The sequence below is a fragment of the Variovorax sp. JS1663 genome, from assembly GCF_002157355.1.
In the GTDB taxonomy this organism is placed as follows: Bacteria; Pseudomonadota; Gammaproteobacteria; order Burkholderiales; family Burkholderiaceae_C; genus Variovorax.
In genome coordinates this window covers 76,980-98,107 of record NZ_LYMK01000026.1, presented here as the reverse complement: position 1 = coordinate 98,107, position 21,128 = coordinate 76,980, and the positions used below count along the sequence as shown (strand labels likewise).

Annotated in this window: 38 protein-coding genes; 29 read left to right on the top strand and 9 right to left on the bottom strand. The window is 64.4% G+C overall.

What is annotated here, in order from left to right; all coding sequences use genetic code 11:
* Positions 1-8: 8 nt before the first annotated feature.
* The 8 genes from A8M77_RS21325 to A8M77_RS21285 all read right to left on the bottom strand — a co-directional run bounded on the left by A8M77_RS21325 (position 9) and on the right by A8M77_RS21285 (position 3,816).
* Positions 9-494 (bottom strand): HNH endonuclease, encoded by a 486-nt coding sequence (locus tag A8M77_RS21325; RefSeq protein WP_086923518.1) that lies wholly within the window; start codon positions 492-494, stop codon positions 9-11.
* Positions 491-739, bottom strand: coding sequence for a hypothetical protein (locus A8M77_RS21320; RefSeq protein ID WP_086923517.1), 249 nt, complete (start codon positions 737-739; stop codon positions 491-493). Before A8M77_RS21320 ends, A8M77_RS21325 begins: the two co-directional genes overlap by 4 nt.
* Positions 736-1,584, bottom strand: a complete 849-nt coding sequence (locus tag A8M77_RS21315; RefSeq protein ID WP_202820641.1) for a DNA adenine methylase — start codon at positions 1,582-1,584, stop codon at positions 736-738. Before A8M77_RS21315 ends, A8M77_RS21320 begins: the two co-directional genes overlap by 4 nt.
* Positions 1,584-1,823, bottom strand: coding sequence for a hypothetical protein (locus tag A8M77_RS21310; protein ID WP_086923516.1), 240 nt, complete (start codon positions 1,821-1,823; stop codon positions 1,584-1,586). Before A8M77_RS21310 ends, A8M77_RS21315 begins: the two co-directional genes overlap by 1 nt.
* Positions 1,820-2,236, bottom strand: a complete 417-nt coding sequence (locus A8M77_RS21305) for a transcriptional regulator (RefSeq protein ID WP_086923515.1) — start codon at positions 2,234-2,236, stop codon at positions 1,820-1,822. Before A8M77_RS21305 ends, A8M77_RS21310 begins: the two co-directional genes overlap by 4 nt.
* Before the next feature lie 71 nt (positions 2,237-2,307).
* Positions 2,308-2,796, bottom strand: coding sequence for an HNH endonuclease signature motif containing protein (locus A8M77_RS21300; RefSeq protein ID WP_202820640.1), 489 nt, complete (start codon positions 2,794-2,796; stop codon positions 2,308-2,310).
* A gap of 9 nt (positions 2,797-2,805) precedes the next feature.
* Positions 2,806-3,039, bottom strand: coding sequence for a hypothetical protein (locus A8M77_RS21295; RefSeq protein ID WP_086923514.1), 234 nt, complete (start codon positions 3,037-3,039; stop codon positions 2,806-2,808).
* Between the two features lie 549 nt (positions 3,040-3,588).
* Entirely contained in the window at positions 3,589-3,816 is a 228-nt protein-coding gene (locus tag A8M77_RS21285) for a hypothetical protein (protein WP_086923512.1), read from the bottom strand.
* A 76-nt stretch (positions 3,817-3,892) separates the two neighbouring features.
* Here A8M77_RS21285 and A8M77_RS21280 point away from each other — a divergent pair, with 76 nt between their 5' ends.
* The 17 genes from A8M77_RS21280 to A8M77_RS21205 all read left to right on the top strand — a co-directional run bounded on the left by A8M77_RS21280 (position 3,893) and on the right by A8M77_RS21205 (position 13,931).
* Positions 3,893-4,462 carry a hypothetical protein gene (locus A8M77_RS21280; protein ID WP_086923511.1) on the top strand — a complete coding sequence of 190 codons (570 nt, stop codon included), beginning with the start codon at positions 3,893-3,895 and terminating at the stop codon, positions 4,460-4,462.
* A 259-nt stretch (positions 4,463-4,721) separates the two neighbouring features.
* Positions 4,722-5,123 (top strand): hypothetical protein, encoded by a 402-nt coding sequence (locus tag A8M77_RS21275; protein WP_086923510.1) that lies wholly within the window; start codon positions 4,722-4,724, stop codon positions 5,121-5,123.
* Between the two features lie 61 nt (positions 5,124-5,184).
* Entirely contained in the window at positions 5,185-5,583 is a 399-nt protein-coding gene (locus A8M77_RS21270) for a hypothetical protein (RefSeq protein ID WP_143694697.1), read from the top strand.
* Positions 5,580-5,750 (top strand): hypothetical protein, encoded by a 171-nt coding sequence (locus A8M77_RS36140; RefSeq protein WP_158100963.1) that lies wholly within the window; start codon positions 5,580-5,582, stop codon positions 5,748-5,750. Before A8M77_RS21270 ends, A8M77_RS36140 begins: the two co-directional genes overlap by 4 nt.
* Positions 5,751-6,184: 434 nt before the next feature.
* A complete protein-coding gene (locus tag A8M77_RS21265; RefSeq protein ID WP_086923508.1) occupies positions 6,185-6,463 on the top strand; it encodes a hypothetical protein in 279 nt (92 codons plus the stop codon).
* Positions 6,464-6,566: 103 nt separating this feature from the next.
* Positions 6,567-6,773, top strand: a complete 207-nt coding sequence (locus tag A8M77_RS21260; protein ID WP_143694696.1) for a hypothetical protein — start codon at positions 6,567-6,569, stop codon at positions 6,771-6,773.
* 540 nt (positions 6,774-7,313) lie between these two features.
* Complete coding sequence (locus A8M77_RS21255; RefSeq protein ID WP_143694695.1) at positions 7,314-7,523, top strand: hypothetical protein; 210 nt, start codon at positions 7,314-7,316, stop codon at positions 7,521-7,523.
* 245 nt (positions 7,524-7,768) lie between these two features.
* Positions 7,769-8,455 carry a hypothetical protein gene (locus A8M77_RS21250; protein WP_143694694.1) on the top strand — a complete coding sequence of 229 codons (687 nt, stop codon included), beginning with the start codon at positions 7,769-7,771 and terminating at the stop codon, positions 8,453-8,455.
* Positions 8,456-8,457: 2 nt separating this feature from the next.
* On the top strand, positions 8,458-8,676 hold the full coding sequence (locus A8M77_RS21245) for a hypothetical protein (RefSeq protein WP_143694693.1): 219 nt from the start codon (positions 8,458-8,460) through the stop codon (positions 8,674-8,676).
* Positions 8,677-8,678: 2 nt separating this feature from the next.
* Positions 8,679-8,999, top strand: a complete 321-nt coding sequence (locus A8M77_RS21240) for a hypothetical protein (RefSeq protein WP_086923503.1) — start codon at positions 8,679-8,681, stop codon at positions 8,997-8,999.
* On the top strand, positions 8,996-9,193 hold the full coding sequence (locus tag A8M77_RS21235) for a hypothetical protein (protein WP_086923502.1): 198 nt from the start codon (positions 8,996-8,998) through the stop codon (positions 9,191-9,193). Before A8M77_RS21240 ends, A8M77_RS21235 begins: the two co-directional genes overlap by 4 nt.
* 267 nt (positions 9,194-9,460) lie before the next feature.
* Positions 9,461-9,673 (top strand): hypothetical protein, encoded by a 213-nt coding sequence (locus A8M77_RS21230; RefSeq protein WP_086923501.1) that lies wholly within the window; start codon positions 9,461-9,463, stop codon positions 9,671-9,673.
* A gap of 7 nt (positions 9,674-9,680) precedes the next feature.
* Positions 9,681-10,718 carry a phage recombination protein Bet gene (gene bet, locus A8M77_RS21225; protein WP_086923500.1) on the top strand — a complete coding sequence of 346 codons (1,038 nt, stop codon included), beginning with the start codon at positions 9,681-9,683 and terminating at the stop codon, positions 10,716-10,718.
* A complete protein-coding gene (locus A8M77_RS21220; RefSeq protein WP_086923499.1) occupies positions 10,715-12,502 on the top strand; it encodes a YqaJ viral recombinase family protein in 1,788 nt (595 codons plus the stop codon). Before bet ends, A8M77_RS21220 begins: the two co-directional genes overlap by 4 nt.
* 28 nt (positions 12,503-12,530) lie before the next feature.
* Positions 12,531-12,839 (top strand): KTSC domain-containing protein, encoded by a 309-nt coding sequence (locus tag A8M77_RS21215; RefSeq protein WP_086923498.1) that lies wholly within the window; start codon positions 12,531-12,533, stop codon positions 12,837-12,839.
* Positions 12,840-12,958: 119 nt separating this feature from the next.
* Complete coding sequence (locus tag A8M77_RS21210) at positions 12,959-13,285, top strand: hypothetical protein (RefSeq protein ID WP_086923497.1); 327 nt, start codon at positions 12,959-12,961, stop codon at positions 13,283-13,285.
* A gap of 34 nt (positions 13,286-13,319) precedes the next feature.
* Positions 13,320-13,931 (top strand): hypothetical protein, encoded by a 612-nt coding sequence (locus tag A8M77_RS21205; protein ID WP_086923496.1) that lies wholly within the window; start codon positions 13,320-13,322, stop codon positions 13,929-13,931.
* A gap of 39 nt (positions 13,932-13,970) precedes the next feature.
* Here A8M77_RS21205 and A8M77_RS21200 read toward each other — a convergent pair whose 3' ends face one another.
* Positions 13,971-14,150: a DUF3606 domain-containing protein gene (locus A8M77_RS21200; protein ID WP_086923495.1), complete on the bottom strand. Its 180-nt coding sequence runs from the start codon at positions 14,148-14,150 to the stop codon at positions 13,971-13,973.
* A gap of 32 nt (positions 14,151-14,182) precedes the next feature.
* Between A8M77_RS21200 and A8M77_RS21195 the strand changes: the two genes are divergently transcribed.
* The 12 genes from A8M77_RS21195 to A8M77_RS36895 all read left to right on the top strand — a co-directional run bounded on the left by A8M77_RS21195 (position 14,183) and on the right by A8M77_RS36895 (position 21,124).
* Complete coding sequence (locus A8M77_RS21195; protein ID WP_086923494.1) at positions 14,183-14,872, top strand: hypothetical protein; 690 nt, start codon at positions 14,183-14,185, stop codon at positions 14,870-14,872.
* Positions 14,869-15,150, top strand: coding sequence for a hypothetical protein (locus tag A8M77_RS21190; RefSeq protein ID WP_086923493.1), 282 nt, complete (start codon positions 14,869-14,871; stop codon positions 15,148-15,150). The genes A8M77_RS21195 and A8M77_RS21190 overlap by 4 nt, the downstream gene beginning before the upstream one ends.
* Entirely contained in the window at positions 15,147-15,374 is a 228-nt protein-coding gene (locus A8M77_RS21185) for a hypothetical protein (RefSeq protein ID WP_086923492.1), read from the top strand. Before A8M77_RS21190 ends, A8M77_RS21185 begins: the two co-directional genes overlap by 4 nt.
* 41 nt (positions 15,375-15,415) lie before the next feature.
* Complete coding sequence (locus A8M77_RS21180; protein ID WP_086923491.1) at positions 15,416-15,805, top strand: hypothetical protein; 390 nt, start codon at positions 15,416-15,418, stop codon at positions 15,803-15,805.
* On the top strand, positions 15,802-16,119 hold the full coding sequence (locus tag A8M77_RS35360) for a hypothetical protein (protein WP_143694692.1): 318 nt from the start codon (positions 15,802-15,804) through the stop codon (positions 16,117-16,119). Before A8M77_RS21180 ends, A8M77_RS35360 begins: the two co-directional genes overlap by 4 nt.
* Positions 16,116-17,888: a hypothetical protein gene (locus A8M77_RS21175; RefSeq protein WP_086923490.1), complete on the top strand. Its 1,773-nt coding sequence runs from the start codon at positions 16,116-16,118 to the stop codon at positions 17,886-17,888. Before A8M77_RS35360 ends, A8M77_RS21175 begins: the two co-directional genes overlap by 4 nt.
* Complete coding sequence (locus A8M77_RS35355) at positions 17,885-18,214, top strand: hypothetical protein (RefSeq protein WP_143694691.1); 330 nt, start codon at positions 17,885-17,887, stop codon at positions 18,212-18,214. Before A8M77_RS21175 ends, A8M77_RS35355 begins: the two co-directional genes overlap by 4 nt.
* Positions 18,207-19,355 carry a hypothetical protein gene (locus A8M77_RS21170; protein ID WP_143694690.1) on the top strand — a complete coding sequence of 383 codons (1,149 nt, stop codon included), beginning with the start codon at positions 18,207-18,209 and terminating at the stop codon, positions 19,353-19,355. Before A8M77_RS35355 ends, A8M77_RS21170 begins: the two co-directional genes overlap by 8 nt.
* The gene (locus A8M77_RS21165; RefSeq protein WP_086923488.1) at positions 19,356-19,547 is read left to right on the top strand and encodes a hypothetical protein; all 192 of its coding nucleotides are present in this window, start codon (positions 19,356-19,358) and stop codon (positions 19,545-19,547) included.
* Positions 19,544-20,527: a hypothetical protein gene (locus A8M77_RS21160; protein ID WP_086923487.1), complete on the top strand. Its 984-nt coding sequence runs from the start codon at positions 19,544-19,546 to the stop codon at positions 20,525-20,527. The genes A8M77_RS21165 and A8M77_RS21160 overlap by 4 nt, the downstream gene beginning before the upstream one ends.
* Complete coding sequence (locus A8M77_RS35350; RefSeq protein ID WP_143694689.1) at positions 20,524-20,724, top strand: hypothetical protein; 201 nt, start codon at positions 20,524-20,526, stop codon at positions 20,722-20,724. Before A8M77_RS21160 ends, A8M77_RS35350 begins: the two co-directional genes overlap by 4 nt.
* A gap of 97 nt (positions 20,725-20,821) precedes the next feature.
* Entirely contained in the window at positions 20,822-21,124 is a 303-nt protein-coding gene (locus tag A8M77_RS36895) for a helix-turn-helix transcriptional regulator (protein ID WP_238136907.1), read from the top strand.
* Positions 21,125-21,128: the final 4 nt, after the last annotated feature.

Below are 21,128 nucleotides of genomic sequence, written 5' to 3'. Positions count from 1 at the left end.
TGGCATCCTCAAGCGCCCCCTGCCATGTGCTCATAGCGATGCACGGTGGCAAGCCCGCACCCGAGCGCATCCGCGACTTGCTGCATCGTCAGGCCGGTGTCGCGCAGCGCAGCTACCGATTGGCGGGTGGCTCGCGCGTGCTCAGGGCGCGCCCGGTGCAGGCCGGTTCGTACTGCGTGTTGGATGTTCTCCGCCCTGGTGACCCACTCCAGATTGCTGGCGGCGTTGTGGGCCTTTACACCATCGCGGTGATTCACCTCGGGCAGCCCGTGCGGGTTCCCACAGTGCACTTCGGCCACTAGGCGATGAACGGCCATCATCTTCTTGGTGCCGCCCAAGAACCGGATCTGCACTCGCGAGTAGCCGTCGGCGCACCGAATCGGCTTCAGGTCATATGGCGCATCGGGCCGAACGAGGGAAACAATGGTTCCATCTGCCCGCGCTGCATAGCGCAGGCCAGTAGATGGAATTGGAATAGCCGCGCCTGAAATCATGCGAGCGCCTTCTTTGCCGCTGCCTGCATCCGCGACATTTCGCCCGCCAGGCTGAAGTAGCAGCCGCCCTCCTCCTCCAGCTGCTCGAGCTGAGCGAAGCGTGCAGCGCACAGGGCGTTCTGCTCCCGCAGCGCGCGGGCGGCACCTTCCCGGTCGCCGAGCGCCATGCAGATCTCGATGTCGAGCCCGCGCGCCAGGATCTCGTGCGTGCGGCGCTGGGCTACAAGCTTCTGGATGTGGTTCATGCTGCGTCCGCAAAGAGGCCGCCGCGCGCGCGATAGAGCGCTTCACTGCATGCCTGGTTGAGCCAAACGACCTCGGTTCGCTCGCGCGCGCCATCGGCCATCGCCTTACGCTCGTGGCGCTCCCAGCCTCGGTACTGCTCGTCATAGAGCTCGCTGGGGTAGCCGCTGAGGATGACCATGGCGGACACGTCGCGCAGTTCTGCCGCGAGGTTGCGGTGGTCTTCCATGTCGAAGTCGTGCGTGTAGATGCGCGTCCCGCGGCCCTGCTTCGTCAGGTATGGCGGATCGCAGTAGATAAGCGCGTCCGGCCTGTCATGGCGCCGGATGACGTCGAGCGCCTCGTCGTGCTCAATCAGCACCGTCGCGAGGCGCTTGGCCATCGCCATGCAGGCCTCTGGCGTGGCGCGCAATGCGTTGAGCCGGGAGCAGTAGCCGTCCGGGTTGACGCGAGTGTCCAGCCCGCTCCGCTGCCAGATGCCCTTGCTGGACTGCCCCATGAACCCACGGGCGACGATCTGATGCGCGGCGTCGATGTCGTCGACAGGCTCTGCATAGCACCAGCCCTCGTACTCTTCGCGGGAGAACGGCGTCAGGGAAAGCCGCCGCGCTAGTTCAGCGGCCTTGACCTCGTCGCGCAGCACGCGGAACAGGCCAACAACTCGAGAATCCAGGTCGTTGTAGACCTCGGTTGGCGCCGGCTCCTTCTGCGCAAGCACGCTTGCACCACCTCCGAACGGTTCGACGTACACCTTGTGCGGCGGAAAAAACTGGAGCACCCAAGCCGCCAAGCGGAACTTCCCGCCGTGGTAGCGGAGCACAGGGCGATCCATGCCGAACGCGTCCATCAGATCTTGCTCCGCACCAGGGCCGCGCGCTTGTGCATGGAGCGCTGGCCAGCCTCGCGGGATTCGATCTCAGGGGAGTAGTGGTTCTTCGCGAGCTTGGCGGCGCGGCCTGCGTTGACCTGGAACTGGCTCCAGTCGATGGGCTCACCTGTGATGCCAACGACGAATCCGTTGTCGATGCTGCGCTTGCTGCCGTCGGCCCAGCGAGCCGGGTTGGTGGGGTCGATCAGGCTGCTCATGCGTGGGCCCTCGCGTTGAAGGTCTCCATGAGCACCCGGTACTTGAGCTCGGCCTCCTCCGCCCGCTTTTCAGCAGCCTCGGCGCGGCGCTCCGCTTCGGACTTGATCAGCACCAGCGTGCAGTGGACCTGGAAGGCGCACCACTCCGGCCAGATGCGGTTGTTCACGGCGTAGCAGAACTTCGGCCAGTCCTCCGCCTGCAGCGTGGCGAGGCCCTTTTTCATCTTGGAGAAGGTGCCGGCGTCAATGCCGACGAACTCGTAGATGGACTGGTCCGGAAGCCCGGAAGAGCTGCAGGCCAACGTGAACGCCGCTCCAGCCGTGGCCTGCTTGCGCAGCAGTTCGATCGGCACGTCGTTCGGCGGCGGCTGTCTGAAGAGGTCGAGTTCCCTCTGTGCTTCAGCCTGGCTCAATTCTTTTGATTTCACTTGGCTATCCCCTCAGGGCACAAAAAAAGGACCATCTGGTCATGCACAAAACGACCTCACAACGTGTTCGCGGCATGCACCACGCGCTTCGCCTTCACGTAAGCGTCATGGGCCTGCTGCGCCGTATCGAAGTAGCCAAGGGAGCGCGTGCGCCCCTCGACCTTGATGCAGGCTTGGAACTTCTTGCCTTTGGCAAATGCGCCTTGCACCCCAGACTTGCTGTCGCTGCGGGCTCGACGCTGGTTCTCGCGATTGGCCCGGCGGTCCACAACACGGAGATTCGCGATGGCGTTGTCGCTGGGCCGGCCGTTGATGTGGTCGATGACGCCATTCGGCCACTCGCCGTAGACATAGAGCCATGCGAGTCGATGGGCCTTGTAGACGGCCCCATCCACCCCGATGACCAAGTACCCAAGCTGATCCGCGCTGCCAGCGATCTCCCCCACTCGGACGCTCGTTTGCTTCGGTCGCATCAGTCGGATGAAGATGCCCGTTTCGGGGCAGTAGTCGAACAGTTCGCGAACGCGCGCAGCGGTTGGTTTCATATGCATCAACTAGCTATCGAAGCCCTGGGCACGCTGCTCCTCGCGCATGCGGCGAAGGCGGATCAAGAGGTCCCCGTTTCGCAGGAAGTTCATCAGGGCGCCGAAGAGCCCAATGGCTCCCAGCAGCGCATAGAAGGCGGCGCCGTAGCGCTGGACGATGACGAAGTACACACAGCCGTAGGCGCAGGCCAGGAAGGCCAAGGCCGTCAGCAGCGTCTCACCGTGGGTGGAGAGGAAGCGCATTCAGGCCTCCCCGGTGCAAGATGCCTGCACCGCCGCCGGGTAGCATCCGGGCTTCCCAACTCGGACCCGGCGACGGGCAGGCAACATGGACTTCGGGTACTTCTTCTTGGGCGTGAAGCAATCAGAGCGGGGTGCAAGCGGGCACGTAGAGATTCGGCCGCTTACGGACCTTGCCGCGGTCGACGCGGGGATGAAGGTCATAGTTGCAGTGCCCCTGAATACACAGCGCTTCGGCGAATCGCTGCAAGCAGTCGCTTCTCACTGTCTGCAATCAGCCCAACAACTTCTTCCCGAGTCAGCGCTGGCGGCGTGGCTTCAGACGTGCCAAGCGTCGACGGCGGCGCAACCGACGATCCCTCCGGATGCGCAGGATCGGTGGGAGGCGCTGATCTCTCAGCCATAGAGAGCGTCAGAGCCCACGGGCCGCGCATCGCGGCCTCAATCTGCGCCGCAGTGGCGACACCGCCAACCGTCAACGTGACGGTCATGGGTTCGGCGCTCGCCTCGCGGCAGATCAGCAGCCTGGATGGGTGCGTGCTGCGCATGGCTCTACGCCGCCTTTTGTTCGAGGTCCGGCAGTTCCTTCTCGCCTCGCTCGACCGCGCCGAAGTAGTCCAGGAGCGGCTGAATCGTCTGGACGCCAGGGTTGTCGCGATCGTCGTAGGCGATCTTCCGGGGAAGCGTCTTGGCGACGCCGCATTCGACAGCGATGGCTTCCCACCGCCCTGCCCCAGCCTCGCGCAGCTTCCGCTTGAGGTAGTCGATGATTGATTCCATGGGTCGCGATCTTAATCCCGTTGATGGGATTTTATCAATCCCATGCACGGGACTCGGGTTTGGCAACACTTCCAGGATGAGCACCAAGACCGTCCTTGCGCAGAACCTGAAGGCCCTGATGGCGCAGCGGCCGACCTTGGACACCCTGCCCAAGATCACCAAGGCAAGCGGTAGCCGGCTAAGCAATGGCAAGCTCGATCGCGTGCGCCGCGCGGCAGTGGCGACCGACATCGACACGGTCGAGCAACTCGCGGATGTCTTCGACGTGTCGCCCTGGCAGCTTCTTCAGGAAAACCTTGGCGCGTCGGCGGCACTGGTGCCGGCGAAGTCTCCGACTGCTGGCGCGCTGGGCGACGCGATGCGCGCGATCGCAGCCGCAGTCGTCAAGATCGACGACGACGAACGGGAGCTATTAGCACGAATGTTTTCATTGCTCGTGTCGAAGCCGGCTACGGCTGGCAATACTGCACAGAGCATCGCCTTATTGCTGGCTGGCGCGACGATGAGCGAGCTTCCGACAGAAACTCAAGCACCAAAGAGTGCCCCCATCGTGGAGGGCGAAGTCGATGAAACTGGAGACGAGGAACAAAATGGGCCGGGTGATCGAGTTCAAGAACAAAAGCGCCGCAAGACCAGAGGTAGTTGAATACTTCGAAAGCATGGCCGCGAAAGCGCGATGCGGGGTCGTCCAGGGTTGGATGGGCATCTCTGACCTAGGATCGGGTAAACCGCGAAGCGTCCTGCTTGGCACCTTTGCCGAAGATCCTGAAAGGGCAGAACGAGTCGCGGCGAAGTGGGCGGAATCCCTGCGGCTCGCGAATGTGGGCTCGGGGGGAAAAATCTGGCAGCAAGAAGACGTGCCGGCTCGTCTGCGCCGCAAAGTCGGGACCTGAAGAGGAAGCACCATGAACCGGATGATCTTTGGCATCGCGGCGCTCGCAGTCCTTGGCGGATGCGCAACTCCAACGTCAGCGCCTGCACCACAGCCGGTACGTGAGATCCCCCAGACCACAGAGGCCCCGAAGTGCAAGGACAAGATCGAATGCCAGCGCATGTGGATCTCGGCGCAGGAGTCAGCCGAGCAACTAACGGGCATGCGCCTTCGAATGGCCACCGACACAAGGCTTGAAACGTTCGCACCAACACGCTTCGGGCGGATGGGCGCAGTCGTGCTCATGTACCCTATGGACGACGGCACATTCGAGCTTCGCGCAGATTTTGAGTGCTACCGCGGGTCAGACTGCACATACCTGCGGCCGCTCGCCATCAACGCCTTCAACGCGCGAGTGAAACTCGCAGGGCGGTAGAGGCATGCGTCTACTCCTTTGCGCACTCACACTCGCCACGCTGAGCGGGTGCCACACCGCGATGCTCCTGACGCCAGAGAACAGCAGCAAGGTGGTCGTGCAGTCGAAGACCACCAGCGAACAGACCTACAGGGCTTTGTTGGGGGCCCTTCGTGAGTGCTGGCCGATCTCCGCAACGATTGAACCGAACTACTTCCCGGACGCGAAGGAAGGAGATATCACGCTTGCGACCATAGGTCAGTCGGTCCGTATCGACATTGCCAAGTTCGAGATTCGCCCTTCAGGCGCCGCCGCCAGCGTATCGATGCTCACCCGCTCGAACAACAAGCGCTTCGATGATGCGCTTCCGGCCTGGGTGGAAGGAAGAGATGGAGGCTGCCCGCTGGGCACGCGCTACCAGGCGCCCTACCCTTCGCACGACCCCTGGGGATCTGGCAACGTTAGGCAAGGCCCCCAATGACTACCCCCAAGCCATTGAAGCTCCTGCAGCTGGCCGGCGTCCTGCTGCTGCTGTTGGGCGTCATCGTCAGGGCGGGAACGGGCGAACTGTGGGGCACGGCTACCGCGCTCCTGGGCGCCGTGTTGTTTACTGCCGGCCGAGTTCTGGCCTGGTGGAAGAACGGGTAGCGGCACCTCCTCTCCCCCCGACCGCCGGGGTTCACTCCTGCTCGATCTTGCGCCAAGCCTCGTGCGCGCGCATCTCACCGATCGCTGCGCCTCGCTTGGCTGGACGGCACATCCAGCAGCTGCAGACGCATGGCGTCTCTACCGCCATGCCCAGGCGACGCGCATCGCCACCGAGGTCCGTAGCCCAGTGGAACCGGCGCTTGGCCTTCAAACGCTCTCGCTCGTGACGACGTTCTGATCGCATGCCGGCATTGTCCGGCCCACGCGTCCATCTTTGCAATCGCCCCCCCAGCCCCGCCCCGAGCGGGCTTTTTTGCGCGTGCGAATAACCCTTTGTTGCTGTCGGAATCCCATCATTGGGATTGCTTTTATCCCATCCGTGGGATTAAAGTCTCTCCACGCCCTGCAGTTTCGCAGCGGCACCGGAGAGCAAGATGTCCACACGCAAACCGAAATCGCCACCTGAGGCAACGAAGCCTGCCTTCGTCGTGGCTGACGCGCAGCACACCGATTTCCTCGGCCTTTCGAAGATCGAAGCGTTCGCTGCGGTGATCGCGATGGGCGTCTACGCCGGCCCGTCGGGCCGCGTGGTGCTCAACTCGACGGAAGACGAGATGCTTGAACTCGTCGCCGAAGTCGCGTTCCGACAGGGCGCGTACATGGCTGCGCACGGCGCTCGCATTCTGGCCTCCATGGTCGGGAGGTCATCGTGAGCGCCGCCCTCCTCGCCCACGTCGAGCACGAGGCCCTTTACTGGTACTTCGTGTGCCACCACGAGAGCCCCGAGAGCGTGTGCCCATACCCGAGGGCTGCATCGTGAGCGCGCGCACCTGGCCCGAGCGCAGCAGCCTGGAGCGCTCCGTGTGCGCTTCCATTCTGCTCAAGGCGCTGCAGGGCCTGCACGGGGTCTGCCTCGGCATGGAGCTCGAGAAGGAGGGGAAGCGACCCACGACCGCCCAGTACCAGCGCGCGATGCAGAACGCTGAGCGAGCCCTGGCGACCGTCAACGGGAGTGCAGCATGAGCACCGCCGTGAACCACGTGCCCGCACGAGGCGGCCGCGTTGCTGCGATCTGCTGCTGCTGCGGCCGGCGCTCGCGCCCAGTGGCGCCGGACGACCAAGGTGAGCCAGATCTGTGGAAGATGGCACGCGGCTGGTCGACCGCACCCTACCCGGCCGACTGCAAGCACCGCGATGGATCTGTAGGCTCGACCTTCCACTGCCCGTCCTGCAATCGCAGGCTGCACAACGGCGAGACGTTGCAGCAGCGCGCCTACCTCGGCACACCGGGGCCCCACACACACCCTGCGCCTATCTGGCAAGCGGGCCCAGCCGCCCGTCTCTTCACTCGCCCCCGCGGCAACTGGCGCGTTCCCCATGGCATCGGGGTGCCCGGCTCCATCGCCTTCGTCCCCTATCGCGTGCTGGCTCGGGTCTCGGGTATGGAAGGCTACGCCGCGAAGGCCACCGGGAGCGCAGCATGAAGTACATCCTTGCCGCCCTCCTGATCGCCTGCGTGGTCGCCATGCTGGCCCTGGTGCTGATTGAACTGCCGGGGGTGCTATGAGCATGACCCCCGCCCAGATGCAAGCCAGCATCGCGCGGCATTCGCGCTATCTGTCGCCGGCTGAGCTGGCGCCCTTCACGCCCGACGAGGTGACTGCGGCCGCCATCGATCGAGCCATCCATGCCCTGAAGAAGTCCGGCCTGTACGACGTGCAGCGGGACCAGTGGGCTCACCGTCAAGAACTGAACGATCGAGGTGCCATGTGAAGCGTGCTCTTTCTATCCTGGCCCTGGCGGCGCTCTGCGCATGCGGGGGCGGTGGTGGCGGCGGCGGTGGCGGCGCCTTCATGCCGATCGCTGCTGCTCCGGCTCCGGTTCCTCAAGACGAGCCCAAGCCTGCGCCGACAGTCGAGCCTCTGAAGCTCTCCCCGGTCAACCCTGGCTGCGTTTCTGCTCCCGACACGCACGTCGAGTGCCCTCTGGTCGCAAGCGGCGAGATGATTGGCGTGGGCGTGCCCGCGGGGACCTACGTCAAGTTCACGAACCACACCGACGGCTTCCTGCAGATCGACGCGATCGAGGCCGCGACCGGAGAAACCCAACTCTGGTCCGAGTACTGCGCCTACGTGGGCGAGTTGGTCACGGGCCAGCACACGCCAGGCGTCGGTGAAGTCGGCTGCTCTTCGAAGCAAGGCGGCGAGAACTACCCGACGATCAGCTTCGGCGGGAGCACCGGCCTTGCGATCGCGCCCGGCCAAGTGGTCTACCTCAACTCGCACACGGAGCCTGGCTACAAGAGCCACGTCTATGCGCTGCGAGTGAGCACACCGACGGCCGCCCTGCATGCGTGGAGGCAGCCGCAGCACGACGAGGTGATCCCCTGCAAGGACGGCGAGCAGAGCACTGCCGGCACGCCGTGGCGCAATGAGTCTGGCCGCGAACTGCACTTGTCCGGCGCCTCGATCTATGCCGAGTCCGGCCGCGGCACGAACACCCTGAGCGGCCCCGCCTGCATCTACGTGATGACGGCGGACGGCGCGACGAAGTACCAGAACTGCGACGCAGCCCTGCGCACTCGCGGCGACGTGAGTTTCCCGGTCGTCACGATCGCCCCGGGCGAGTACGTGTCGGCCCAGTTCAACAACACGTGCCCTGCTCCCGCTGTCTGGGATGCGGCAGCCTTCTTGAGGGTGTGGTGATCATGAACCCCATTCTCAACAGCGTCGTGGAGTGGCTCGCGCCGGCCCTTGCCTGGCTGGCTGAAATCGGAGCCGCATCGAGCGCCGTGTCGATCGTGGTCTTCGGCATCACGTTCGGAGCCGCCGCGATCTTCTGCATCGTCTTCTTCCTCATTGCTGTGATCGTCATCGCCGGGATCGTGATCTTCGGCATGCGCAGCAAGGACCCTACGGAGTGGTAGCCATGAACACCAGATGCAAACCCGGCGAACTAGCCATCGTGGTTGATGCGGTCGGTGGAGATCGCACGTTCCTCGGCTACATCGTCACAACTGTGCGACTGATCCATCACCCAGATGGCCGCGTCGCATGGTTTACCGATCCGCTCCTTGTGCACCCAAGCGATGGCTGCCGCATTCTGTGGTTCGACACCAGCCTCCGCCCGATCCGCGACCCCGGCGACGACGCCATCGACTGGGTGAGCCACCGCCGGCCGCGCAGCGTGGACCTGCGCGAGGACCAACTGACCCGCGCACGGGCGCAGTTGCTGGAGGTCGGGTCATGAGCACTCCAGGGTTCAACGAGCAATCCATGGCTCTCGCGCGTCAGTTCGGCGTCGTCGAAGCCACACAGCGCACGGCGCAGTACCTCGGCCTCACGTTCGAACAGACGATGAGCCTTGGTGCAGCGCTGCATTGCGCATTGGAGCGCAAGCCAGAGACGCGCGAGGACTGGCTGCGTGGGGAGGCGTTGGCATGAAGGCCGCCCTGCAAACCATCTGGACCGCACTGCTGGTCTTCCTGATCACCGGCGTGATCGCCTTCTTCATCGACCGCGCCGTGTTCGGCGTCAACGCACCGGGACTTTTCCAGTGAACGTCACCCAGCTTACCCGCGCCCGCCGCCTGTTCTTCCACGACCTCGCGCCGCGCCACGTAGCGCGCCACAACGCCAAGGCCTGGGCGCGATCGGTTCGTCAACTTGGCAGCAAGTGGGTCGCGCTGCCGCAGCACAAGGAGAGCCTGACATGCCAGCAGTCATCCGCACTCGCCGCGCCGGCCACTGGGCCGACCGTCCTCTCCCTGATCTGCGCGTCTCCTGGCGCGAGCAGCAGGACATCCAGATCCCCGTAGGGCCGCCCAAGGCCTGGCACGTCGTCGGGCTGAGCCTGTCGCCGCTGCTGGTGGCCCTCGCCGTCTCGCTGATCGCCCGCTTCTTCCTCTTCAACAACAACCTCTGAGAGCTTCATGAGCAACGTACTCGCAATACAACCGCAGCAGGGTGGCGCGCTGGCGCTGTCCGAAGGCGAACTGATCGACGTCCTGCAATCGTCTCTCTACCCTGGGGCTGCGGTGCCGTCGATCAAGATGGTCATCGGCTACTGCAAGGCGGCCGGCCTCGACCCGATGAAGAAGCCCGTGCACATCGTTCCGATGTGGGACAGCAAAGCCAAGCAGATGCGCGACGTCATCATGCCCGGCGTCGGCCTGTATCGCACCGATGCCGCGCGCACCGGGGCCTTCGCCGGTCAGACCGAACCGGAGTTCGGACCGATGATCACTGACACGCTCGGCGGCGCTCACATCACCTACCCCGAATGGGCCAAGGTGACCGTCAAGAAGATCATGCCAAACGGCTTGATCGCCGAGTTCACCGCGGTCGAGTACTGGATCGAAAACTACGCGACCAAGGGTGGCCCGGAGAAGTCGATCGCGCCGAATGCGATGTGGACGAAGAGGCCACGCGGCCAGATCGCGAAGTGCGCTGCCGCGCAGGCCCTGCGCCTGGCGTTCCCAGAAGGCGGAGCCCAGCCGACTGCCGAGGAGATGGAGGGCAAGTCGTTCAATGACTTCGAGGGCACCACCATCGACGCTGGCACCGGCGAGATCGTTGGCGGCAAGAAGGCCGAAGAGCGTCAAAAGGACCTACCTGCGCTCGAAGACTCCAAATTCGCCGAGTTGCTGCCGCAGTGGCACGAGGCGATCCGGACGGGGAAGGCCGGCAAGGGCGGCGCCGAGGCGGTCATCGCGAAGACGAAGACGAAATACACGCTGACGGCCGAACAGGAAGCCGCCATTCGCGCACCGATCGCGTCGGCAAAGGCGTCCGAAGAGAACGCATCGACCCCGCTGACCTATGCGGATGTCGCCGACAAGATGACGTCCGCCTTCACGCTGCCTGAACTCGACGAAGCGGCCGCGCTGATCCAGTGCGTGCCCGAGGAGAAGCAACGCGCCGAACTCACGGCCATGCACGCCGAACTCACGAAGGGCATGAAGGAATGAACATCCTCGAAGTCACCCAAGGGTCGGCGGAATGGCACGCCGCGCGCGCGCAGCACTTCTGCGCCAGCGAAGCCCCGGCCATGATGGCCGTCTCCCCCTACACGACGCGCAGTGAACTGCTGCGGCAGAAGGCGACCGGCATTGTTCCAGAGGTCAGCGCGGCTACGCAGGCTCTCTTTGACGCGGGACACGCCGATGAAGATGCGCGGCGTCCACACGCGGAGGAGATCATCGGCGGCGAGCTCTACGCGGTCACCGGCACGCTGGTTGTCGACTCGCTTGCGCTGCTCGCCAGCCTCGACGGCATCAACCTGGACGACACCGAGATCTGGGAAAACAAGCACCCGAACAAGGACACGGCGAAGCACATCGAGATGTTCGGGGAACCGCCCGAGCATCACATCTGGCAGCTCGAGCACCAGCTTTTGGTATCCGGCGCCAGGCGCGCGCTGTTCACCTGCGGAGACGCCCACTGCTGGTACGAATCAGATTCCCGGCGCCGCCAGCAACTGATCGCCGGTTGGAAGCAATTCTCGCTAGACCTGGCCGCCTACGTCCCGCCATCGCCCGCCGCCGTCGAGAAGATCGTCGCCGAGCCGGTGGAGGACTTCCCCACCCCATCAGCCCAAGTCACCGGCGAGATCGCCCTCAAGGACAACTTCAACGTCTTCGAGGAGCGGCTGCGCCTGTTCCTGCAGGAGCGTCTGATCCGCGAGCCGAAGACCGACCAGGACTTTGCTGACCTCGACCAGCAGATCAAGGCCATGAAACTGGCCCGCGAATCGCTCAAGGCAGCAGGCGCCCAGATACTGGCGCAGGTAGAGCCGATCCAGCAGGCGACGAACCGGCAGAAGATGCTGGACAAACTCCTGCAGGAGAACCTCAGCATGGCCGAGCGCCTTCTGAGCAACGAGAAGGAGCGCCGGAAAGGCGAGATCGTGGCCGGTGGCGTCTCCGCCCTGAAGGCGCACGTCGACGCACTCAATGCCCGCTTGGGCAAGCCCTACATGCCTGCCGTGCCAGCCGACTTCGGCGGCGTGGTGAAGGGCCTGAAGTCGCTGGCCAGCATGGAGGACAAGATCGCCTCCGAACTGGCGCGCTGCAAGATCGCCGCCAATGAGGTCGCCGACCGAATCGAGATCAACCTCAAGCACCTAGCCGCCGAGGCGGGCGAGTACGGCGCCCTCTTCCCCGACCTCGCCACGGTCGTTCAGAAGCAGCCTGACGACTTCACAGCGCTGGTGCAGTTCCGGGTGGCCGACCACAAGGCGAAGGAGCAGAAGCGCGCCGAGGCCCTGGCAGAGCAGGCGCGTGAGCGCATCCGCGCCGAGGAAGAGGCTCGGGCCCGTGCGCAGGCCGCCCGCGAGCAGCAGGAACGGGAAGAGGCGGAGCGCCGCCAGCGCGAGGAAGCCGAGGCCCTGCAGCGCCAGCAGGTGCAGGCCGCCGCCGCACCCGTCCACATGGCGCACCCGCATGGGCCGGCAGCAGCGATGGCTCACGCCATGTTTCCGGACCCGCAGCCCACCGCCGCGCCCGTCCCTGCTCCGACCGTCATCCCCATGCCGGCGCGCAACGTCGCACCCACCGGAAAGCCGACGCTGAGCCTGGGCCAGCTGAAGGAGCGCATCGCGCCGCTGGAGATCAAGGCCGACGGCATGGCGGCGCTGGGCTTCGTCGGCCTGAAGGAGCGCGGATCGGTGCTGTACCACGAGGCCGACTTCCCCCACATGTTGGCCGCGATCGTGGCCCACGTACAGGCCATCCAGGCCAAGCAGGCCGCCTGACCCCCTTCAACCACCCGAGGACCACCCAATGCCCAAGCAATACCCCGCCCCGGCTCCCTTCTCCGACAAGCCTTACGTCGAAATCCTCATGGCCCTGGTGGAGTCCAGCCAGATCGCCTGCATCGGCTACGACGACGCCCGCAAGACCCTGTCGGTGCAGTTCTGCCGAGGCCCCGGCCACATCTACCACTACCCGGCAGTCGAGCGCGAGACGTTCGACGCATTCATGGCCGCCGAGTCCAAGGGCTCCTTTTTCCGCGAGCACATCAAGCCGCTCGCCTTCGACAAGTTCCCGGCGCCCGTGGGCGATGGGCTGCATGCGGCGGACCCCGCCTGACCAGTTTCCAGGGCGCTGCTGGCCGTGGCATTCCTTCTCCTCCTCCCGACCACCTTCCCGGCCAGCGCTGTGCGATCAGCCGCCCTTTCTTTCTTCAACCGACCACCACGAAAGTGACCATGACCACTGACGAGAAATTCGAGAGCTGGGGCCTGCTGGAGCTGTTCGGCCACCAGCGCCTGGCCGGCAAGCTATCCGAGCAGACCATCGGCGGCGTGCACTTCATCCGAATCGACGTGCCGGAGGTGGCCGACGTGGCCGCCTACACGAGGTTCTTCACCCAGGGCGCCATCTACGGCATGACGCCGATGGAGGAAGCCACGGCCCGCAAGCTGGCCACCTACCTGCGCGCCGTCCCGGTGTCGGCGTACGAGCTGCGCAGCGTCGAGTCGGCGCCACGCCTGACGAGCAGCACCGTCGACGACGACGACGAACACCCGTTCTGAAGCCCCCATCCCACCGAACTCAAGGCAATTGCAAATGAAGCATTCCATCGCACTCCTGGCCCTCCTCGCCGCCTTCGGCGCCCACGCTACTGGCAAGCCCCCGGCGCCGAGCAGTGGCCAGACTGCAAACCAGAACACGCACGTGGGCATCACCAGCATCACGGCGGCGCTTTCGAGGAGCAACTCGCGCAGCACGGCTGCCGGCGGGAACGCCAGCGCGCTCGGCGGCTCGGGCTACGGCGGCTCGCTGGACATGGCCGGCGCGCGCATCGGCTCTGAAGTCAACGTCGAGCGCTCGGCGCCCAGCCTGTACGGCGCCACGCCCACGCAGCCCACCCAGCCCTGCGCCCGCCCCGGCTTCAGCATCGGCGGCTCCGGCCGCGACGGCAGCGGCCTGCTATCGATCCCCACGGGCACCGACGTCACCTGTCGGGTCGACAACGCGCTGACCATCATGGCCCGCAACCCGCGGCTCTTCAGCGACGACGACCGCCTCACCGTCTCCTGCAAGCAGGAGGACATCGCGGAGACGCAGGCCTGCAAGGACCTGGCGCGGCGCAAGGCAGGCGCCGAGCGCGCCGCCGCCCTGGAGGACCGTCACACGCGCGCGTACATGGCTGCCAGGGACCCGGGGTTGCTGCCCTGATCCGAATAACAACCCGGAACACCCATGCGCAGCGTGACCCTACTTCTTCTTCAGCGCCGCCTCGACCTTCGCGCGCGAGTTGCCGACGGCCTTCACCGTGGCGCGCACCTGGGCCGGGGTCGCCCCGGTCTTCTTGGCGGTGTAGGCCACCTCGTGCTTCTGGCCGCCAGCGACCTTCGAGCGATCGGCCTTGCCGGTCTTCGACTTGTTGTCTGCCATTGCTTGCTCCTGGTTGTTGTGAGGCGGACTGTATGAAGGCCCTGCCCATCCGTCAACCGGCCAAAGAGCGCCCCATCCTCTTCAGCGCGCCGATGGTGCGCGCGCTGCAGGCAGGCACGAAGACGCAGACGCGGCGTGTGATGGCGCGCCAGAAGCAGCACGCCTTCACCGACTACACGCTGTTCGGGCAGCGTGGGCATCCCGACGATGAGGCAGCGTGCCGCGGCGGCTGGGCGCAGCCCTGGGTAGCCGTCGAGCATGCGCCCGACTGGCCGGACGGCAAGGAAGATCGATGCCACTGCCCCTATGCACGGGCGCGCGGCGATCGTCTCTGGGTGCGCGAGACGCACCGCGCCGAAGAACTGCCCGATGGGCTCGACGGCATCCGCTACCTGGCTGACGATGCATTCCGCCCGATCGAGGGCAAGAACGATGTCGACGCCTGGCTGAAGTTGCGCGACTACGGCGGCCGCAAGGGCGCCAACGTTCCAGGCATCCACATGACGCGCTGGGCGAGCCGCATCCTGCTGGAGGTCACGCGCGTGCGCGTCGAGCGCCTGCAGGACATCAGCGAGGCGGATGCCCTGGCCGAGGGAGTTGCGGGTCATCCCGACGGCCCGTGGCATGCCTATCGATCGCTCTGGACGCTGATCAACGGCGCCGGCAGCTGGGCGGCGAACCCGTGGGTGTGGGTGGTCGAGTTCAGGAGGATTCGGCCATGACCGAGCCGGAAGAGCGCGACCTGGCGCACGAGGCTGACATGGAGCGCCTGCGCCGCGAGCAGCTGCGCGCCGACATCAGCCCGGAGGAAGCGGCCGAGGAATGCGCCGAGATCGAGGCCCGCGCGGCATGGATGGAAGGCGCCGACCTGGACGATGGCGAGGAACTGCTGGGCGATCCCGACGAGTACGACGAGCACTACTGCGTCTGCCAGGCCGAGCACGGCCCGGAGGAACTCGACACCAACCAGTGCGACTGCTGCGGGAGGGCCATCGAGTGACCACGAAGCACTATGCCGCCCTGGCCAGCGCCCGCGCGCAGGCAATGAATGCCGTGCACCAGCAGCACTGCCAGCCCCCGACCTTCCGCCCGGCTGCTGACGTGCGCGCGTCGATGCCCTGTCCGAAGTGCAAGGGCAGGTTGACCTACAGCGCCTGCGCGCGCACGGGCCGCACCGCCGGCCAGTGCTCGAGCGTCGGCTGCGTCACCTGGCGCGACCTCTAACCCCCTGTTGTTTTGTCCAAATGAAGTAGAGGAGATTGAGAGTGAGTGAAGCAAAGCAGCCCCTTCCGGCTCCGCGCCTTCAGTTGCGCTGGGAAGCCAACCCCGACCAGGGCATCTATAGCTGGCTCTGCCACTACGAGCTTGTTCTGCCGCTGGACGAACACGACATCCGCCGCGAGGTCTACGACGACGAAGGCGAGATGACTGGCAAAGTGGACGAGATGGTCATCGCTATCAAGCCGCCGACGAAACGAGGCGGTGGCGGAGTTCCATGCGCCAGCATGGAGGGTGAGCGCTACTTCGACCCTCCTTTTCGCGATGGCGTTCATGCCAACTGGGACGCGAAGCACCTAGGCAACCCACCCATCTTTGCTATCGCGCCGGATGGGACGGCCTTCACCAAGCCGGAAACTCCTGGACAGCAGTCATGACCACTCCAAAGAATGAAGTAGGGGCGAAAGAAAACAATCTCCAGCTTTTCCCTCTGGAGGACGGTTGTTTTCCATTTGACTTGGAAAAGAACGGGCGGCCCTGCTACGACCCCAACTTGACCACCATGCAACAAGCATCGGTTCGCTGCGGACTTCGCGTGAAGCGTGCAGAGCACATCAACTGCGTACTGCTTGAGGACGACGGCAGTGGCTTGGTCGTCTACGAGGGCAATCGATTCCCGAGTGCATGGGAGTTCATGCGCAATCTTCGCGGCCTTCAAGAGATCCCCTCTTTGCCTGGAGAAGGCCAATGACCACCCCCCATGCAGATCCTGCCAGTGTGCAGCCGAGCGAAGAGCTCGCCGACGCTTTCGAGTGCGCCCGCGCGGCCTTGATGCGGCCAACCACAATCCCGGCCATCGGCCATTGCCTTGACGTGCTGCGCTCGCGCGTCGATGCCATCCTCGCCCGCTTCGGCACGCGACCAGCCGCAGTAGTGGACTACCCCCACATCAAAGAGCCCTACACGCTCGAAGAGATAGAAGCAAAGATTGCGAGCCACGATTACGGGGCAGAGCACTTGCTGCAGCATGCAATGCTTTTGCTGCGGGCGCGACCAGTTGCAGAGCCGGTGCACCCGAACCTCGGCGACACCTTCGAGCCGACCATGAGCATCTATGCGCAGCCCGGCACAGTGGTTCGCTTCCGTGCCGGTGGCGGCTATCCCTACGAAAAAGAGCACGCAATGAAGGCCGGCTTTGTCATGAACGCGCTCTACACGGTGAAGCGGTGCGACATCGGCCACTCAAAAACGCAGGTTCTCTTCGATGAAATCCCGGGCCGCTGGAACTCGTGCTTGTTCGCTGACATTGCCGCAGAGCCCAAGAGCGCAGCACCTGCGGAGCCGGCCGGGTGGATCAAGCCGGAAGACGGCCTTCCGCCTCCCGATGTCGATGTGCTGGTCTGGAGCAAGCAGCCATGGGAGAAGGAACCCAGCGCGAAGATCGACCAGTGGGCGATGCAGCGTGAAGCACCGCTCCCGTTCTCGTTAGCCACGATTGAAACTGGCTTTGGCTGGAACGAGCATGACGACTTCTACTACGTGCTTGCGTGGCAGCCGATCACGGCACCCGGAGCCACCCCATCCCCCGCACCCCAGGCCCAGCAGGCACCCTCAGAGCCCAGCCAGAGCAGCAGTGCTGGAGAGGCGATCCAAGCGTACTTGGAGGCGCAAGACGCGCTCGACAACCGCGAGCTTCAAGGCCCAAACGCCGATGACTACTTTATCCTGCTGCGCCGTCGAAATGATGCGCGCCGTGATCTGGACGCCGCCCTCTCCCGGCAAGCGCCAGCAGCCCCAGCGGAGGCGCGGAAGTGCTCCCACTGCGAAAAGGTGTTCACCGATGTGTCGGATGCAGCCGAACATGAGCGAGCGACCTTGGATCATCGAGTTATGTGGCCCGGAGCCGCCCCCACCCCGGCAGAGCCTGCGAAGACGGAGGCGGCAAGGCTCCGATCTCTGTCCGGAAAAGCCCCCACCCAGGAACAAATCGACGAGTTGTGGAGGGGTGTTCGGGAGCGCGCCGCCACTCCCCCGACCCCGGAGGCAGAGCCTGCGAAGTGGATAGACGACCCGCACGACATCGAGCAAGGGCGCATGCTCAATCCAGCGTGGCTGAAGTTGCACGGTCTCACGGCGAAGCAGGCAGTGGAGGCAGAGCCTGTGCAGCAAGACACGGAAGACGAGCCGAGCAACGACACGCTCGAAGCGGCCATCTCCAACACCGAGCGCTTGATTCTGGAAGACCTGAACCCGACGCGAGTGCGCAATGCACTCTTCACGCTGAAGATTCGCCTTCAGGTGAACAGGATCGCCACCCCACCCGCTGAAAAGCAGGCGGCTCCGAGTGGGGATGGCTTGCAGCGTCTGCGCGAAGCCTACCGGCCCAACGTGCTTGACCAAGAGTGGACCGAGCATCACTCACGCAACTACCCACGGAAGGCGGCGGCCATCATCAATGCGGCGCGTGCGCTTTTGCTCGCCACCCCTGCGGCTCCGAGTGGGGAGGGAGAGGCATCATGACCTACGCCGAATGGGCCGAGACACACAGCAGTGATGTCAATGGCGAAGGATGGGGCTCCGATCATCTTTGGCACTACGAGGCGACCCCAAGCAATGCCAGCCTCTACAAGTGCGCGCGTTGCTTTTGGCCGTTTGCTCACTACTACAACCATGAGCCGAACATCTTCACGGCTATGAAATCAGCCGGAGTTCCGAACCAATGCGCACGGCAGCAGATGTGGCCGGTGCGTCCAGAGTACGCGGGCAAAGGTGAGTTGCAAAAGTGGGCGACCTTGCGCGCCACCCCTGCCCATCAAGACACGAAGGGAGCCGACAACCATGGCTGAATGGAAACTGGTTCCCGTGGAGCCGACCGAGGGAATGATCGACGCCGCGTGCGACTCCGACGCCTACGAAACGGTGAAAGCCGCGAACCAGCAGAAGTATCCGAACCTTCCTGGTATCGGTGCCTCGGCTGGCGAGGTTTTTCGCCATGAGTACCAAGCTGCGCTCGCCGCCGCACCGCAAGCGCCCTCCGGGCAGCAGGCCGAGCCGAGTGATGGGCGCGCTGATTTCGAGCGAGCCATGCGGACGGCAGGTTGGTCTGTCGGCAAGATCAACCCGGACAGCGGCGAGTATCAAAGCCCGGCAGCGCAGTGCGGTTGGGCGATGTGGCAAGCAGCCCTCGCCGGCCAGCAATCCGAGCGGCCAGAACCAGCGGAGCCGACGCAAGAGCAGAAGAACGAGTGGTATGCGTGCGGCTACCGTGCGGCGCATCGCGAGTTCGCTGGAGCACCAGCAGGGCAGGCAGTGGATGAGGCGCGATATCGCTGGGTACGCATGAACCGTCTGTGGCTTAAGGCCAACCTCCCCATGTTGTCGGCCGCCGAATTCGACGCCGCAGTTGATGCCGCCCTCGCAGCATCCCAGGCCGAGCGGCCAGCACCAGCAGCCGACATTGACGCCACCGAGGCAATCAAGCGGGCATGGGAAGGCGGGAAAGCGGTTGGTCTTGCCCTCTCGCGGCCAGCGCCAGCAGATAAGCTCCAGAGGTTCTACGATTGGTACTCCGACCGCTATGGCTACATTCCTCGCCGCCACGACATCACAAAGGAGCCCACTCAAGAGCGTGTGATCGATTATTGGGAGACGTGGCAGGCAGGGTATGCCTACGGCTACCGTGCGGCGCATCGCGAGTTCGCTGGAGCACCAGCAGGGCGGGCAGTGGAGCGCACGCCGAAGGACTACGCCATCGAGCACGCCGAGTACATGGCAACGCGCGCGGTGCAGTTGGTCGCAGCTGTGAACGATCTTGCCCTTGCTGAGCAGGAACACGAGGACGGCACGGCCAACGAATCCGATGTCCAAGCGGCAAGGGACTCGGTTGACGAGGCGCTTCGGGCCGTGACGAGTAGCGTCTATGAGTTCCGAAAACGCAGGGACCGCGCCCTCGCATCCCAGGCCGAGCGGCCAGCGGAGGAGAAATAGATGGCCACCAAACCGAAGAAAAAGACCGTCGAGAGCCTGCATCGGCAGATCGAAGCATGCAAGGCGCGGATCGCGGCCGAGCGTGACAAGCTGCGCGATCTCATCAGCGACGCCGAATCTATCGCCTATTGCTGTGATGAGGCTGTGATTGATCTTGACCATGCCGTTGACACGTTGAGCCAATATCTATGAACCGCACCACCCCCCAGGCGCTTGATGACGCCTTTGACTGCGCTCGCGCCGCACTGTTTTCCAGCCCAGCGGATCGGGGAGCCGTTCGCCACATCCTGGAGGTGCTGCGAACTCGCGTCGATGAAGCCGCCTCCCAGCGCACCGAGCAGCAAGCCGGAGCAGCAGAGCCGGTGGCATGGATGCATCAAGACGACCCGGCCCGCGTCATCAGCGCAGTACAGAAAGCCCAGGCTTTGCGAGACGGCGGTGCTTCTGCTTCGTCCGTCAAGGCGTACTCGATTCCGCTCGCCCATCCCCCGGCAGCAGATCCGGTGGCTGCTGCGGGTCGCCTTGGCGTGGCCGTCGCGCTGCTGACCGAGTGCCTCGGGCCTCTTGAGGTTTCCGCCGCAATCATCGAATCGGAGGATGGAGGCGAAGCAATCGAGACGCTTATCAAACAGGTGCGGAAGTTCTGTACTGACGCAAAACTCTTGTGGCGTGACCGCGGCGAGCCAGATGACATCGTCCGCTCCTCTCCCCCAGCAGCAGAGCCGAAGCCAATCGCCGAGCCCTGCGCAGAGGTCGGGTGCGCAGTCCTGTCTTCGATGCGACGCAAGGAACCACTGCGCGCTCACTTCGAGGCTGGGGGGAAGCTTTCAGACTCCCAGGAGCCGGTAGACGAGCGCCCAGGCGAAGCCGAAGCATTCGAGAAACTGTGCAGGGAGCACGACATCTTCGGGACGGCAGCCGCTCGGCAGTGCGAGGTCTTCTGGAAGGCTGGTGCTCGATTCACATCCGGGGAGCCGGTAGACGCAGAGACTTTCGACGCATTGATGCGCGAATCAGGACTCGAAGCCATCGCGACCAAGGACTACCGGGACAGCCGCGGGCAGCCTATGACTTCTCCCGAACAGGATCAATACAACGCCGCTATTTATTTCGCCCACCTTGTCCTGGAGCGGGTCGGCTCCGCTCATAGAGATGAGGGGGGAGCGAAGTGAAAGCATGGGGAATCAAGGTCAAGACGCAACGCAGCAGCTACATAGACCCTGCGTCCATTCGCCGCACGAAGCGGGAGGCCTGGAACACTTGGTGGAAAGCCAACGTGACCACGCCAGAAGACTGGGACATGTACAACGAGATGGCGCGCAACGGAGAATTGGTCGCAGTCAAGGTCGAAGTAAAGGAGCCCGCATGATCCGCCTCCTTCTTTCCTGGCTCCGCAGGCCATGCACTCAGTGTGACGACCCTTGGTGTTCTGTCTGCTGCTATAGGGCGGCTAAAAGGGGGGAAAGATGAATTCGATGACCCGCCAGGAGCTGTGCGCTCACCTGAAGATCAGCGAATCCACCGTGCGCCGGCTTGAACTGGACGGCCTACCCTGCACGCCTGTAGGCCGGAGCAAGCGCTACGATCTCGCCGAATGCAAACAATGGTTGCGCGCCAACCAGGGGAAGAAATGTCAATCTGGATCGACAAGCAAGGTCGCCGGCACGTCGGTGTCATGGTCGCAGGCCGAAGAGTACATCGAATCCTCCCGACAGGTGCGTCGGCGAGTGATGCCAAGCAGCTTGAATCTCGTCTCCAACTCGAACTGAAGGC